Source organism: Peptoniphilus timonensis JC401 (genome assembly GCF_000312025.1).
Classification (GTDB): Bacteria; Bacillota; Clostridia; order Tissierellales; family Peptoniphilaceae; genus Peptoniphilus_A; species Peptoniphilus_A timonensis.
On record NZ_HE978593.1, the window covers coordinates 227680 to 243245 of the forward strand.

Genomic DNA, 15566 nt, shown 5'->3' on the forward strand with positions numbered 1-15566 from the left:
AAAAAGAGAAGAAGAGGAAGAAACTATTGAAGAAAAAGATTATTCCTTTATTACTGTTTCCATGGGAGATGGAATGACAGAAACTTTTAAATCTCTAGGTGTTGATTATGTTGTTGCTGGTGGACAAACTATGAATCCATCTACAGAAGATCTTCTAAAGGGTGTAGAAAAAGTTGGCGGAAAGGTAATTTATCTTATCCCAAATAACAGCAATATAATTCTATCTGCAGAACAAGCAAGAGATATTTCTGATAGAGAAATAATTGTAATTCCATCAAAATCCGTTCCACAAGGTATAGCTGCTATGCTTGCTTTTAACGAAGAAGCTACAAAAGAAGAAAATAAGGAAAATATGATAGAAGCCTTAGAAAGTGTCACTGATGCATCAGTAACTTATGCAGTTAGAGATACAAAGATTGGTGGAAAAGAAATTCACAAAGACGATATAATAGGTATTGCTTCTAAAGATATTATTTCAAGTGGAAATACTATTTTTGATGTTGTAACTGAAACTGTCGATAAATTAATGAATGATGACATTTCTCTTGTAACACTTTTCTATGGAGAAGATGTAAAAGAAGAAGATGCAGAAAAAGTTCGTGAAACAATAGAAGAGAAATATCCAGACATTGATATTGATGTAATTAAGGGAGATCAACCTATTTATTATTACATCATTTCGCTAGAATAAATTTTAAATCATTAAAGGAGCCCGAAGTTTTGCTTTGGGCTTTTCTAATAGGAGAGAAATATGAAGTTAAGTGATTCTATAAAAACTTTAAAACAAATTGGACCTAAGAGGGCAGAATTATTTCACAAACTTGGAATTTATACTGTCTATGATCTTTTACATTTTTATCCAAGAAGATATGAAGATTCCTCAAAGATAATAAAACTTTCAGAAGCAAAAATTGGAGAAAAAAGTACATTTAAAGTTAGAATTATTTCTAAACTTCAAAATAGGAGGATAAGAAAGGGGCTTAGCTTAACTAGTTTTCTTGCTGAAGATGAAACTGGTCAGGTAGAGTTATCCTTTTTTAATGCCTTTTATTTAAATTCTCAAATTATTATTGGAAATAGCTATCTAGTTTATGGAAAAGTTGATTACTTTAGGGGCAGGGTGAGCTTATCAAGTCCTGAAATTGAAAGAATAGATAAATTAAAGAAACTGGGCAAAATTTCTCCTATTTATGGATTAACAGAAGGCTTGAATAATTTTGTCTTTGAAAAAGTGATAAATCAAGTTATTGACAAAAACTTGTTTAGAGAAAATTTGCCAAAGGATATTTTAGAAAAATACTCTTTAATTGGTAAAAATGAAGCTATTAAAAGTATTCACTATCCAAGTAGCAGAAAAAATTACATACAGGCAAGACAGAGATTAATTTATGAAGAATTATTTTTATTTGAACTTTCCATTTTAAAAAATAAAATACAAAATGAAAGGCGAGATGCCATAAAATTTGAAATAAAAGATGAAATTTATGATTTTATAGAAAATCTTCCCTTTAAACTTACTCTTGGTCAAAATTCTGTTTTAGAAGAAATTTTTGAAGACATGAAAAAGGGAAAGGCTATAAATAGACTTATTCAAGGTGATGTTGGAAGTGGAAAGACAATTATTGCAATTATTGTTATGTATCTTTCATATTTAAATGGATATCAATCATCTATAATGGCACCAACAGAAATCCTCGCCAAACAACATTTTGAATCCTTTGTGGAACTTTTAGAACCTCTTGGAGTAAAGATAGGACTTTTAATTGGTTCAACTACAAAGGCTGCAAAGAGAGACATTTTAGATAATTTGGAAATGGGTTCTATTGATATTTTAATTGGAACTCATGCTCTAATAGAAGAAAATGTGGTTTTTAAAAAATTAGCATTAAATGTTATTGATGAGCAGCATCGTTTTGGAGTTGTCCAAAGAAATATGCTTCAAAATAAAAATAAAGATGCAGCTACAATTGTTATGTCAGCTACACCTATCCCAAGGAGTTTGAGTTTAGTCCTTTATGCAGATTTAGATATTTCTGTAATAAAGACAATGCCTAAGGGGAGAAAAGCAATTAAGACAGTTGCCATAAATGAAAATATGCTTAATAAGGCCCTTGATTTTATAAAAAAGGAACTAAAAGAAGGAAGACAAGCCTATGTAATCTGCTCACTAATTGAAGAAAATCAAGATTATGAAAACTTGCAGGCAGTTGAAAAAGTATTTGAAGAATTAAGTGAGTATTTTAGTGGATTTAATATTGGACTTCTTCATGGAAAAATGAAGGCTGATGAAAAAAATAAGATCATGGAAGATTTTGCAGAGAATAAAATAAATCTTTTAGTTTCTACAACTGTTGTTGAAGTTGGGGTAAATGTTCCAAATGCCAGTGTAATTATGATTTATAATGCAGAGAGGTTTGGTTTATCAACTCTACATCAACTTCGTGGAAGAGTAGGAAGAGGAGATCAACAATCCTATTGCATCTTGTATAATCTTTCTAAAAGTGAAATTTCATGGGAAAGAATGAAAATAATGACAGATTCAAATGATGGTTTTTATATTGCAAATAAGGATTTAGAACTTAGAGGTTTTGGAGATATTCTTGGAACAAGACAATCAGGAATGCCGAATTTAAGACTTGCAGATCCTTTTAGAGATGAAACTATTTTAAAATATGCAGCAGATGATGTTAGAAATATTTTAGAAGAAGATCCAAACTTAGAAGGGGAGAAATATTCTTATCTAAATAAAGAAATCGCTGAATTTTACTCTGATTTGAACTAACATCTTTCAATATATCCTTTCTTATGGTAAAATAAAACTAATTTGGAGGCTTTATGAGAATAATTGCAGGAAACAGAAGAGGGCTCAAATTAATAGCTCCTAAAGGACTAGACACAAGACCCACAGAAGATAGGGTTAAGGAATCGGTTTTTAATATCCTTGGTCAAAATTTTTTTGGAGATATAGTTTTGGATTTATTTTGTGGCAGTGGTGCCAATGGAATTGAATTTATATCTAGAGGTGCTGAAAAAGCATACTTTGTTGATAAGTCCAAGGAAGCCATAGTTTGTGTCAAAAAAAATCTTGATAAAGCAAAATTCTCTGATCAGGCTTTTGTCATAGAAAATCACTTGAATCAAGCTTTGAAAAATTTGGATGTAAAATTTGATTATATTTATATGGATCCACCCTTTGAAAGACGTGATTTATATAAGAAAGCCTTTAAGCTAATAAAAGAATATAAAATTCTAAAAGATGATGGAAAATTAATTGTGGAGTATAATACTGATAAACCACTTTTAATTGGAGAAGGCTTTGTAGAATTAAAAAATAAAAAATATGGAAATACTTCAATTTCTATATGTGGATGGGATGAAAATGAAAGCAATATATGCGGGTAGCTTCGACCCTGTGACCAATGGTCATTTAGACATTATAAAAAGAGCAAGAGATATTTTTGGGGAAATAGTTGTTGCTGTTTTAGACAACACTTCCAAAAAGGGACTTTTCACAGTGGAAGAAAGGAAAAGACTGCTCCATGAAGTTTTAGATGGCATGGAAGGAATTGAAATTGATTCCTTTGATGGACTTCTAGTAGACTATGCAAAAAAGAAAAACTGCAAGGTTATAGTTAGGGGCCTTAGATCAGCTTCTGATTATTTCAGTGAATATACACTTGCCATGGCAAACAAAAATTACAAGTACGGTGTTGAAACTGTATTTTTGTTGTCATCCAATGAAAATTTATTTGTAAGTTCAACACTTGCAAAAGAGGTAGCAACCTTTGACGGAGATACAGATTTATTCGTGCCTCCTATTGTAGGAGAAGCTATGAAGAAAAAATTACTTAGGAGGAAGATATGAATTTAATTGATTTAGTTGAAGAATTAGAAGATCTTGTAGAAACATCATCACAAATACCACTTACAAACAAGGTAATGGTAGATAGAGATGAATTTTTGGAAATTGTAAATGAAGTAAAAGCACAAATTCCTGGAGAGATTTCTGAAGCTCAAAGAATTGCACAAGATAAGGACGATATCATCAATGGAGCACATGATGAAGCAGATAAAATTATTTCTGCAGCAAGAGCTCATTCTAGAAAAAATTAATTGATGAAAATGAACTTGTAAGACAAGCAAATGAAAGAGCATCTGAAATTTTGAAATCTGCAAAAGAAGAGTCAACTCAAATTAGAGAAGGCGCAAGAGATTATGCAGATGAATTACTTGAAAATACTCAAGTTAATCTTTCAGAAATAATTAAGATGCTTAACGAAAATAGACAAGAATTAAGAGGATAAATTAGAATTTTGGACCTGGGTTTTTTACTCAGGTTTTTTTTAGTGTTTTCAATTATTAGGTGATATAATAAAAGAAAACGTATTTATAAACTCTTGGATTTTTATTAAAACATTAAGGAGAAGCTAAATGAAAAGAAAAATTTTGTCTTTATTAATTGCGATAGCTGTAATTTTTAATATCTTAAACCCTGTATGGGCAATTTCCAATGAAAATAAAAGTAAGGAATTAGGAAAAAATAAAGCTCTAAATGTGAGTGAGAATGAAAATGTTTATAAAGAAGATGAAAATGATCTTCCACTGGTAACAGAAGAAATGCCAAAAGAAGAAGTTAAAGATCAATATTTTAAAATTATATTTTCTCCTGAAATTGCTTACAAGAAGGGGACGGACTTAAAATATTACGGCAAACTTATAAATAAATATGGAGAAGAAATAGAATTAATAGATGGTTCGACTTTAACACCTTCTGGAACCATTAAGTTCAAAGGAAAGATATTTTACGCTCTTAAAAATGCTGACTGGTCAGAAATTTTAACTTATAAATTAAAAGATGGAACATGTCTTTTTGATATATCAGCAGCTAATACTGAAAGTGATCCTGAAAAAAAGGAAATACATAAATTTAAAAGTTGGGCTATTAATGGGATTAATGTAGATTTTGAAAATCCAAAGACTATAGAAAAAAGGGTTAAAAAAAATAAATGTGACACAGAGAAGGCTGTAGTATTTCATTCTGTTTTTTATAATAATCCCTATATTTATTCCATTAGTTTTGGTCCCTCTAGAGATAGTGATAATTATATGATAGATTATAAAGATTGTTATAAAATTAGATTTGTTTATAACAAGCAGGATCAAGCTCCTGGATATGGGAAATTATATTTATCAGACTGGCAAAAAAAATATGCCATTGATGAGATTAATGACTTAAATGAAATAAATTTAATCTTAAGGAAAGATTTTAAAAATGAAAAACTATCAAAGTTACAACCATTAATTCAAGAAGATGAAAATCACAAATTTTGGTATTGGTATGAAATTGGAAATTTTGATCATAAACTTGACGAAAACAGTCCCATTCCAACAGAACATTATATTAATAATATAGCTGGCAGATTTTTATACGATGGGATGTTATTAGATTCAGGAGAAGGGTCAGAGAATAAACCCTTACTTGAAGGATTTTATAAGATTAGATTTGAAACAGAAGATGGATTTGAATTTTCAAACTTTAAAAATAGATTTAATAATAAGTATAAGAATTTTGCAATAAAAAGTGGTTCCAGCCTGAATATAATAAAAAATTTACCTGAGAAACCTGTTCTTCATGACAAAAATTGGAAGGATTACAGTGATTCTGTTTATTGGTTCCAAGACGACAAAAAGATAGAAGATATTAAAAATATTAAAGTAGATTCTGATAAAGTTTTTGTTGCAAGATTTGAAAGAGAATCCGATAAATTTATTCCTCAGACGAAAGAAATAGAGATAAATTTAAATGAAGAAGTGACAGTAGAAAGGTTAAAAGAAGGGATAACAAATCTAAAAGAAGACGTCAAGAAAGTAGAAATAAAGGAAAAAGCAGATACTAGTAAAGTCGGAAAAAGTAAGGCAGTTTTAATTTTGACATTCTCAGATTCTTCAAATAAAGAAGTTGAAATTCCAGTAAAAGTAATTGAAAAAATTGAAGGATCAATAATAAGTCCAATTCCAAAAATTGAAGAAAAGGATATTGTGAAAGAAGAAGTTCCCTACAACGGAGAAATTAATTTATTGGACAATATAAATAATCTGCCAGAAGCTACAAAAATAGAAGATATTACAAGTCCTTCAATAGATACAAAAGTTCCGGGGACTTACACTGGAAAAGTGAAGGTGACATTTAAAAATTCCTCTTCAAGAATAATAGAAATTCCAATTGTAATTTTTAAATCCCTTGCAGATGAGTTTACTCCAAAAGTTGACAATATAGAAGTTATTAAGGGACAAGTTGTAGATTCTGATTTAATAAAAAATTATATAGGAAATGAAGATAATAAAATTGTTGAAATTGTTATAAAAAATGAGATAAATACTTTGGAAGCAGGAGAATATAAATTAAATCTCGATTTGATTTTTAAAGATGAGTCAATAAGAGAACTTGAACTTATTATTAATGTCAGAGAAAAAGAAAAACCAAAGATAAGTTTGGCAGAAATGTTTCCTATAATTAAGCCGGAAAAAACAAAAGTAGAAGATAAAAATGCCTTATCTGATACTGAAAAAAGTGAGATTATCAAAAAAGTTTCAGAAGCCAATCCCAAAGCAAAGTCAGCTTCTATGGACAATATGAAAAATGTGATTTTAACTTATGAAGATGGATCCAAAAATATTATCTCTCTAGTAGAACTTGTTGAGGAAATAGATAAGATAGAGGAAGAAGATAAAAATAAAGAAGAAAAGGAAAATAAAGATAATCATATTAAGGACATGGAAGAAAAAAACATTGATAAGTTAGATTATTATTGGAATAATTTTACAAGACATAGTTATAGAAGAGAAAATAGACCTATTTATTTTGTGAATCTTGTAAATGATTTTGAAGATAAGAGCAATAAGTTAAAGAAGAAAAAATACATAATTGACACAAAAAATGGAAGTTACACAATAATAGATGATGAAAAAATAGAAAATAAATTTATGACAACAAAGGTATTTATAAAAAATGATAGAACCTTTATCCCAGCAAGGTCAATGGCAGAAATTTTAGATGCAAAAGTTATTTGGAATGAAAATACTAGGACAGCATCTTTTACAAGGGAAAATCTCACTGCAATTCTTCAAATAGACCATAATCAAATAATTCTTTCAAATGGAAAAATCTTTTTTATGGAGGAAAAACCTTTAATTATTGATGGGAGGATATATCTTCCACTGAGGAGTATAGCGGAAGTTTTTGGTATGAGCTGCGGAAATGTAAGGGATGGTGAAAAAAAAGATATTGAGTGGGACGATGAAAATAAAATCATAACAATTGAAGTTAAGTGATTTGGAAGGGCAAGACCCTTCCTTTTTTATGAAAATATATTGTTTTTATAATATTAAATCAACAAATTAAGATAAGACTTTGCTATAATGATTTTGAGGTGAATTATGTTATATTTTATTATATTACTCATTATAATTATTTTATTAATTCCACAAATTCATTATAGGAAATCTAATAAGCTTCTTCAAAATGAAAATGTTGAGATAAATTGTGATTTAGAATTTTTGCCTATAAATAGTGAAGGAAAAGAAAATTATGGTGAATTTGGAAATGAAAAAGATTTTCATACTTTGCCAAATTTTCAAAGGGTAAAAATAAAATCCTATGATGATTTTATTCTTGATGGAGTATATTTTCCTGTAGAAAATTCTAAAGCAATTGTTCAAATTATTCACGGAGCTCTTGAACATAAGGAGAGATATTTCTATTTAATTGATTATCTAAATAAAAATGGATATTCCTGTTTTATATCTGATAATAGGGGTCATGGAAGGTCTTTGAGTGAAAAATACCCACTTGGATATATTGATGGTGTAGAAAAAGTTGTCGATGATAATCTAGCAATTACGAAGGCTCTAAAAAGTAAGTTTCCAGAAAAAGATATTTATTTAATTGGGCATTCTCTTGGTACTGTATTTGGAAGAATTTATCTTGAAAAAGGAGATAATTTAATAAAAAAAGTTGCCCTATCAGGTCCTCCAAATTATATTTCTGAAGTTAAGCTTGCAATTTTTGTTGGAAATTTTGTAAATTTTTACTTTGGAGAGAGAAGGACTCTAGTCATATTAAAAAATCTCTACAATGGAGAGAAAAAACATTTTGATTGGATAAGTTATAGCAAGGAAAATATTGAAGATGCAAAAAAAGATCCTTCTATGCCAGCAGTTTTTAAAAATAGGGGATATCTATCTGTCTTTGAAGGAGTTAATGAACTAAACAAGGTAAAAAATTTTAAATTTAGAAATCCAGAACTTGAGATTTTATTCATCGCCGGAGAAGACGATGTGGTTATTGGTGGAGAAAAAGGTTTTGAAAGTTCCATTGATATTTTGAAAAAAGTTGGATACAAAAATATTGATTCAAAACTTTATAAGAACATGAAACACGAAATTTTTAGAGAAGATAATAGAGAAGAAGTCTTTAAGGACTTAGTTAACTTTTTGGATAAGTAAATTAAATCATATTCATTAATTAAAAATTTAATAAAATGTTTACAAAAAAAATAAGCTGAGGAAAATTTCTCAGCTTTTTAAATTATTTATTTTTAAAAATTAATCAAAGGATAAGTCGCCACTTGTGTCATTGTCATTCATAAAATAAATTAGAAGTTCATTTGCTTCTTCAAAATCACTTTCAGACACATAAATTCCCTTTTCATATAGAGAAAAACCTGATATGAGACGCATGTAGTCACCTTCATCTTTTACAAAATAAGGGATTGAATTGTCTTCTAAGAAGGCACAAATTTCATCAAAGATAAGTTTATTTGTTGAAGTCACTAGTTTTACATATTCGATATCTTTTTTCATATTATCACCTAAAATGATTATACCACGAAAGCAAAAAAGAATAAATTTTATAAATTTTTGCCAAAAACAAAAAATTTTTCGCTTTAAAGGGGAAAATTTCCTTTATCTATTTAAAAAAATTTATTTTTATGGTAGTATTTCTAGTATATAAAAAAGGAGAGAGCGTATGTCAAAACAAAATGAAGGATTTTCATCAATCCTAGGATTCATTATGGTTGCCATTGGCCTTGCCCTTGGAATAGGAACTCTTTGGAGATTTCCTTACGTAGTTGGCGAAAACGGTGGAGCAATATTTATATTCTTATACATTTTAATTATTTTAGTTATAGGAATACCTCTTATGACTTGTGAAGTTACCATAGGTTATGCAACGGGTAACGCAGCTATAGATGCCTATAAAAATTTAAAACCAAATACAAAATGGTATCTAGCAGGTTACCTACACACAATTGCAGCCCTTATTATTGTTGGTTACACTTCAGTTATTTATGCCTGGATAATAAAATACATTGCAGGAGCCTTTATGGGCGATTTCGTTGGTCTAGATAGTCAAGGAATTCAAAATTATTTTGATGCCTTTAATGCAAATAAAGGAACTGTATTTTTATTTTTCCTTGTTAACTTTTTACTTAACAATGCAGTTATAATTCTTGGAGTGCAAAAGGGAATTGAGAGAGTTTCAAAAGTTCTAATACCAATTTTATTTGTTATTATGATTGTAATAATTATATTTGGACTTAGACTACCTGGTGCAAAAGAAGGTATTACTTTCTTATTTAAACCAGATCTTTCAAAATTTTCTCTAAATTCAGTTATAACATGTCTTGGTCAGGCTTTCTTTGCCTTGGGTCTTGCAATGCTAGGTTCCATGGTTTTTGGTTCTTATATCAAAGAAAAGGATGAAAATATTTTTAAAGACTCTTCTGTAATTTGTCTTGCACTTGTTTTTGCAGGTATTTTATCAGGACTTATGATTCTTCCTATTGTATTTGCAACAGGACTAACACCAGGAGAAGGAGTGGGACTTACATTTTTAACACTTCCACTTGCCTTTAATGTTGTTCCTTTTGGAAGAGTGCTTTCAGTATTATTTTACTTTGGATTTTACATTGCTGCTTTCACTTCATCAGTAGGAGTATTAGAAGCAATTGTTGGACAATTTATGGAAAGATTTAAACTAGAAAGAATTAAGGCTCTTATTCTTGCAAGTGTAATAATAATTGCCATTGCTGCAGTTTCTATTTTCTATGATCCAGCCTTTGCATTTTTAGATAATATTGAAAGTAATTATATCTTAGTAATAGGATGTCTATTAATAGCACTATTCTCTGCAAGAGCTTGGAAAATGGAAAATGTCTTAGAAGCAGCAAATATTAAAAGTCCTTTTATTAGAACTTGGATGAATGTAAGTATAAAATATATATCACCAATCGTGATTGTGATAATATTCTTTAGTCAATTTATAAAATAAGTAAATTAAAAAAAGTCGCATCTTGTCATGCGATTTTTTTTGTGCCATATTATCTTCTAGATTTTTATAAAATTAAAATATAAGATAGTGAGAAGAGAAGTATATTTTTAAGAATTTTGGACATGAAAAAAGACCCAAGCAGGGTCTTTTTCATTTTCATTACATATTCTTTGAATAGAATTCAACGATTAATTGGTCTTCAATTTCTATTGGAACATCTTCTCTATTTGGAAGAGTTACTAAAGTTGCTTTAAAGTCTTCATCCTTAGAAATGTAAGGGAAGTTAGCTACGATATTAGTGTTGTAGTTTTCTTTGAATAAATCAACTTTTTTTCCTTTAGCAGATAATGCAATTACATCACCAGCTTCACATCTGTAAGAAGGAATATTTACTTTATTTCCATTTACAGTTAAGTGACCGTGAGTAACCATTTGTCTTGCTTGTCTAATTGAAGAAGCGAAGCCCATTCTGTAACATAAAGAATCAAGTCTTGTTTCAAGGAATATTACAAGGTTAGGACCTGTTTGTCCTTGAGCTCTTTGAGCTTCTTTGAATAGATTAACAAATTGTTTTTCAAGAACACCATAATATGCTCTTAATCTTTGTTTTTCTAAAAGTTGCTTACCATATTCAGTAAGTTTTTTATCACTTCTTGCAGTACCTCTTGTAGCTTTTTTCATTGCCTTTGGGTGACCGCATACATTTAGTCCAAGTCTTCTTGATTGCTTGAACTTTGGATCCATCATTTTTGCCATTTTTATCAAACTCCTATAAATTTTCGCCGCGATAATTTATAAGCCGATTGCATTATACTAAATTAAGATTGATTTGTAAAGGAGATAGCAAAATATTGGCAAGAAAAATTTTATATACTAACAAATATAATTTGTCGAAAAACCACTTTATCTATGAAAATATTATGGGTATATATGTTATACTTAATTTAAATAGAATTAATCTGAAAGTAAAATTTACCTAGGAGGATTTATGAAAAAAATAGAATTCGTTGATACAATTCTTCGTGATGCTCATCAATCACTTATGGCAACACGAATGACATATAAGGATATGGAACCTGCCTTAGATAAACTAGATAAGGTTGGATATAAAGCTATAGAATGCTGGGGTGGAGCCACTTTTGATTCCTGCATAAGATATCTTGATGAAGATCCATGGGAAAGACTTAGAAATATAAAATTACATTTTAAAAACACAAAAACTCAAATGCTTTTGAGAGGTCAAAATTTATTGGGATATAAAAACTATCCTGATGATGTTGTGGAAAAATTTGTGGAACTTTCTGTAAAAAATGGAATTGATATTATTAGAATTTTTGATGCTTTAAACGACATTAGAAATATTGAAACTTCACTAAAGGCGACAAAAAAAGCAGGAGCAGAAGCACAAGTTGCAATTTGTTATACTACTTCTGAAGTTCATACAATTGATTATTTCACAGACCTTGCTAAAAAAGTTCAAGAAATGGGTGCAGACTCTATTGCTATAAAGGACATGGCAGGAATTTTAACTCCTCCTGTATCAAGAGATTTAGTAAGATCTCTTAGAAAGGCAATTGATATTCCAATAGAACTTCACACTCATGAAACTACAGGTTGTGGATCTATGACCTATTTGAAGGGAATAGAAGAGGGAGCAGATATTATTGATACAGCACTTTCTCCATTTTCAGGAGGAACTAGTCAGCCACCAACTGAAACTCTTGCAATAATTTTAAAAGAAGCAGGTTATGATGTAGACTTAGATCTTGATATTTTAAGTGAACTTGCACCATACTTCCAAGAAGTAAAAAATAAATATCTTAATGATAAAACAATGAGAGTTAAAATGCTAACAGTAGATCCAAAAGGATTAATATACCAAGTGCCTGGTGGCATGCTTTCAAATTTAAGTTCGCAACTTTCTGCCGCTAAACAAGATCATTTATTTGACAAGGTTCTTGCTGAAGTTCCAAATGTTAGAAAAGACATGGGTTATCCACCACTAGTAACTCCTATGAGCCAAATGGTTGGTACTCAAGCTTCCTTTAACGTGATGACTGGAAAGAGATACAAGATGGTTCCAAATGAGATCAAGGATTATTTAAAGGGATTATACGGCAAGAGTCCAGTGGAAATAGATGACGCCTTTAGAAAATCTATTATTGGTGATGCAGAAGTTATCACTGATAGGCCAGCAAATCATTTAGCACCAGCTCTTGAAAATTACAAGAAAGAAATAGGAAATCTTGCAAAGACAGAAGAAGATGTATTGACTTACGCCTTATTCCCACAAGTTGCAAAAGAATTTTTGACAAAAAAATATGCAAAATAAATTATAAATTTTATTAAAAGATACTACTAGATAGGGTAGTATCTTTTTGCATTTGCCAATTTTTTGTTGTATATTAATTTTATTAAAGTAATAAATATTTTTTAAAATAGAAGGGATGATTAGATGGATTTTAAAGATTTTAAAGTTGAAGATTATATAGAAAAATACGCTGAACTGATTTTAAAAATTGGTCTAAAAATAAAAAAAGACGATAAGTTAGTTGTGAGATGTCCAATTGAAGCGAGAGATTTTGCTATAACTTGTACAAAAAAAGCTTATGAACTAGGGGCAAGTGAAGTTGTTGTAGATTATAGGGACCCACTAATTCAAAAACTTAAATACGAAAATGAAAGTGTAGAAGTACTTACTGATATTCCTAAGCATAAAGTAGATAAAGAAAATTATTATATGGAAAAAAAGGCAAAATACCTTTCAGTTACAGGATCAGATCCAGATGTATTTAAGGGACTTGATTCAGAAAAATTATTTAAATCTAATCTCGCATCTTCAAAGGCGCTTAGAGATTTTTCTGCTAAAATGATGGCAAATTATGTTTCATGGATAGTTGTGGGAGCAAGTATCCCTTCATGGGCAAAAAAAGTATTTCCTTCATTGGAAGAAGATGAGGCAGTGAGAAAATTATGGTTTGAAATTTTTAACTCTGTTAGACTTTTTGAAGAAGATCCAGAAAAAGCTCTTGAAAACCATGTAAATAATTTAAACAGATACAGCAAATTTTTAAATGAAAATAAATTTGAAAAGTTAGTTTATAAATCAGCTAAGGGAACTGACTTGGAAGTTGGACTCCCAAAGGGATATATCTTTGCAGGAGCAGGAGATTTAAATAGTGATGGAGAAGAATTCATTGCAAATATGCCAAGTGAAGAAGTTTTTTCTGCTCCAAGACTTGATGGAGTAAATGGAAAAGTTTATTCTACAATGCCACTAAATTACAATGGAAATTTAATTGAAGATTTTTATTTAGTTTTTAAAGATGGTCTTGTTGTCGATTATGATGCAAAATCAGGAAAAGAATATTTAAAAAATATTTTAGAAACAGATGAAGGTTCAAAGAGATTAGGTGAAGTTGCCTTAGTTTCTTATAATACTCCAATTTCTATGAGAAAGGTTCTTTTCTATAACACACTTTATGATGAAAATGCATCTTGTCACTTAGCATTGGGAAAATCCTATCCAACTTGTATTGAAGGTGGAGAAAAACTTTCACTTGAAGAATTAAAAGATCGTGGAATGAATGATTCTCTTACTCATGTGGACTTTATGATAGGAGATGCTACAACTGAAATAGTTGGAGTAAAAGAAAATGGAGAAGAAGTTCAAATATTTAAAGAAGGAAATTTTGTAATTTAATCAATTTATAAAAGTAAGATGAAATTTAAGCCTCTTTGCTAGTAAACTAGTGAAGAGGTTTTTTATTTTTTTAATTACTTTAGAATTTGTAAAGGTTTTCTGATAGAATATAAATAGGAATATAAATAAGAATAAAATTATAAACTTTAGATAGATAAGGAGGAATTATGTACTCTTGCACCAAGACCTGCACCTTAACTGGTTTAAATGGATATCCAGTAGATGTTGAAGTAGATTTATCAAATGGAATGCCAAAAATTATTTTAGTTGGACTAGCAGATACAGCTGTAAAAGAATCAACTGAAAGAGTAAAATCTGCCATAAAAAATTCTGGATTCGACTTCCCAAAAAAGAGAATTACAATAAATTTAGCTCCTGCAAATTTGAGAAAAGATGGGACTCAATTAGATCTTGCCATAGCAGTTAGTCTTCTTAGTTGTGATGAAAGTCTTGATATGGACTATGGATCTTATGTCTACATGGGAGAACTTGCTCTAGATGGTAAGGTAAATAAAATTCAAGGGGCACTTCCCATGGTCATATCCATGAGGGAGAAGGGCTACAGAAAATTTATTGTCCCTTATGAAAATAGAAAAGAATGTGCCATAGTTTCTGATGTGGAAATTTATCCAGTGAAGACCTTGGAAGAAGTTATTTTTTTATAAAAGGAGAAATTCAAATTGAAAGATGCATGGGAAGTTTAATTAGGGAAAAGGTTTCTTATGAAGTTGATTTTTCAGATATAAAGGGACAAGAAAATTTAAAAAGAGCTTTAGAAATTTCGGCATCAGCAAAGTCAAATATTTTAATCTTAGGATCACCTGGATCTGGAAAAACTATGGCAGCAAAAAGATTTCCAACTATCTTGCCGGAACTTGATTTTTGAAGAAGCTATAGAAGTTACAAAAATTTATTCCATTTCTGGATTGTTAGAAGACAATTCATTAATTACAAAGCCACCCTTTAGATCGCCTCATCACACAGCTTCAGCAGTTTCTTTAATAGGAGGAGGAAAAATTCCAAAACCTGGTGAAATTTCTCTTGCACACAAGGGAGTACTTTTTTTAGATGAACTTCCTGAATTTTCAAAGTCTGTTTTAGAAGTCTTGCGTCAACCTATGGAATCAAAGGACATAATAATTTCACGTGCAAATGCTAGTGTCAAGTATCCAGCAGATTTTCAACTGCTTGTGGCATTAAACCCCTGTCCATGTGGATTTCACAATTCCAAAACTCACGAGTGCAATTGCTCGCCTTATGAAATTCAAAGGTATCTTTCAAAAATTTCACATCCTCTATTAGATAGAATTGACATTCATCTTGAAGTTCCTGAAGTTAACTATAAAGATATTTCTTCGAAAAGATCAGGTGAATCTTCTGAAACTATAAGAAATAGGGTTAAGTATGTGAGGGAAATACAAAAAGATAGATTTAAAGATGAAAGTTTCAAGTATAATTCTGAAATTCCAGAAAATAAATTAAAAAAATATTGTTATCTGGATAAAAATTCTGAAAAAATATTGGAACTTG

The 15566-nt window shown here is 29.9% G+C and carries 14 protein-coding genes and 1 pseudogene; 13 read left to right on the plus strand and 2 right to left on the minus strand.

Annotated features, from left to right (window positions below; all coding sequences use genetic code 11):
• From HGPT_RS01140 to HGPT_RS01170, 7 genes and pseudogenes are all read left to right on the plus strand, one after another.
• On the plus strand, nt 1–691 hold a 691-nt coding region (locus HGPT_RS01140; protein WP_040542360.1), incomplete at its 5' end, for a dihydroxyacetone kinase.
• A gap of 60 nt (nt 692–751) precedes the next feature.
• On the plus strand, nt 752–2782 hold the full coding sequence (gene recG, locus HGPT_RS01145; protein ID WP_019138055.1) for an ATP-dependent DNA helicase RecG: 2031 nt from the start codon (nt 752–754) through the stop codon (nt 2780–2782).
• 53 nt (nt 2783–2835) lie between these two features.
• Nucleotides 2836–3402: a 16S rRNA (guanine(966)-N(2))-methyltransferase RsmD gene (gene rsmD, locus HGPT_RS01150; protein ID WP_019138056.1), complete on the plus strand. Its 567-nt coding sequence runs from the start codon at nt 2836–2838 to the stop codon at nt 3400–3402.
• Nucleotides 3380–3865 (plus strand): pantetheine-phosphate adenylyltransferase, encoded by a 486-nt coding sequence (gene coaD / locus HGPT_RS01155; RefSeq protein WP_040542363.1) that lies wholly within the window; start codon nt 3380–3382, stop codon nt 3863–3865. The genes rsmD and coaD overlap by 23 nt, the downstream gene beginning before the upstream one ends.
• A pseudogene (locus HGPT_RS10465) lies at nt 3862–4304 on the plus strand (ATP synthase subunit B family protein). Before coaD ends, HGPT_RS10465 begins: the two are co-directional and overlap by 4 nt.
• Before the next feature lie 127 nt (nt 4305–4431).
• Nucleotides 4432–7332: a Rib/alpha-like domain-containing protein gene (locus HGPT_RS01165; RefSeq protein ID WP_019138058.1), complete on the plus strand. Its 2901-nt coding sequence runs from the start codon at nt 4432–4434 to the stop codon at nt 7330–7332.
• Nucleotides 7333–7437: 105 nt separating this feature from the next.
• Entirely contained in the window at nt 7438–8505 is a 1068-nt protein-coding gene (locus tag HGPT_RS01170; RefSeq protein WP_019138059.1) for an alpha/beta hydrolase, read from the plus strand.
• Nucleotides 8506–8604: 99 nt separating this feature from the next.
• Here the strand turns inward: HGPT_RS01170 and HGPT_RS01175 are convergent, their stop codons facing one another.
• Nucleotides 8605–8862, minus strand: coding sequence for a putative signal transducing protein (locus HGPT_RS01175; RefSeq protein ID WP_019138060.1), 258 nt, complete (start codon nt 8860–8862; stop codon nt 8605–8607).
• 166 nt (nt 8863–9028) lie between these two features.
• Between HGPT_RS01175 and HGPT_RS01180 the strand changes: the two genes are divergently transcribed.
• Nucleotides 9029–10333 (plus strand): sodium-dependent transporter, encoded by a 1305-nt coding sequence (locus HGPT_RS01180; protein ID WP_019138061.1) that lies wholly within the window; start codon nt 9029–9031, stop codon nt 10331–10333.
• Nucleotides 10334–10492: 159 nt separating this feature from the next.
• On the opposite strand, the gene rpsD is transcribed toward HGPT_RS01180, so the two are convergent.
• Entirely contained in the window at nt 10493–11089 is a 597-nt protein-coding gene (gene rpsD, locus HGPT_RS01185) for a 30S ribosomal protein S4 (protein ID WP_019138062.1), read from the minus strand.
• A 232-nt stretch (nt 11090–11321) separates the two neighbouring features.
• On the opposite strand from rpsD, the gene HGPT_RS01190 reads away from it, so the two are divergent.
• The 5 genes from HGPT_RS01190 to HGPT_RS10295 all read left to right on the plus strand — a co-directional run.
• Nucleotides 11322–12665, plus strand: a complete 1344-nt coding sequence (locus HGPT_RS01190; RefSeq protein ID WP_019138063.1) for an oxaloacetate decarboxylase subunit alpha — start codon at nt 11322–11324, stop codon at nt 12663–12665.
• Nucleotides 12666–12788: 123 nt separating this feature from the next.
• Nucleotides 12789–14036, plus strand: a complete 1248-nt coding sequence (locus tag HGPT_RS01195) for an aminopeptidase (RefSeq protein WP_019138064.1) — start codon at nt 12789–12791, stop codon at nt 14034–14036.
• A gap of 167 nt (nt 14037–14203) precedes the next feature.
• Nucleotides 14204–14701, plus strand: a complete 498-nt coding sequence (locus tag HGPT_RS09485; RefSeq protein ID WP_019138065.1) for a magnesium chelatase domain-containing protein — start codon at nt 14204–14206, stop codon at nt 14699–14701.
• 26 nt (nt 14702–14727) lie between these two features.
• Nucleotides 14728–14922, plus strand: coding sequence for an ATP-binding protein (locus tag HGPT_RS10290; RefSeq protein ID WP_019138066.1), 195 nt, complete (start codon nt 14728–14730; stop codon nt 14920–14922).
• Nucleotides 14912–15566 (plus strand): ATP-binding protein (locus HGPT_RS10295; protein WP_019138067.1); only part of this gene is annotated, 655 nt, incomplete at its 3' end. The genes HGPT_RS10290 and HGPT_RS10295, both read left to right, overlap by 11 nt.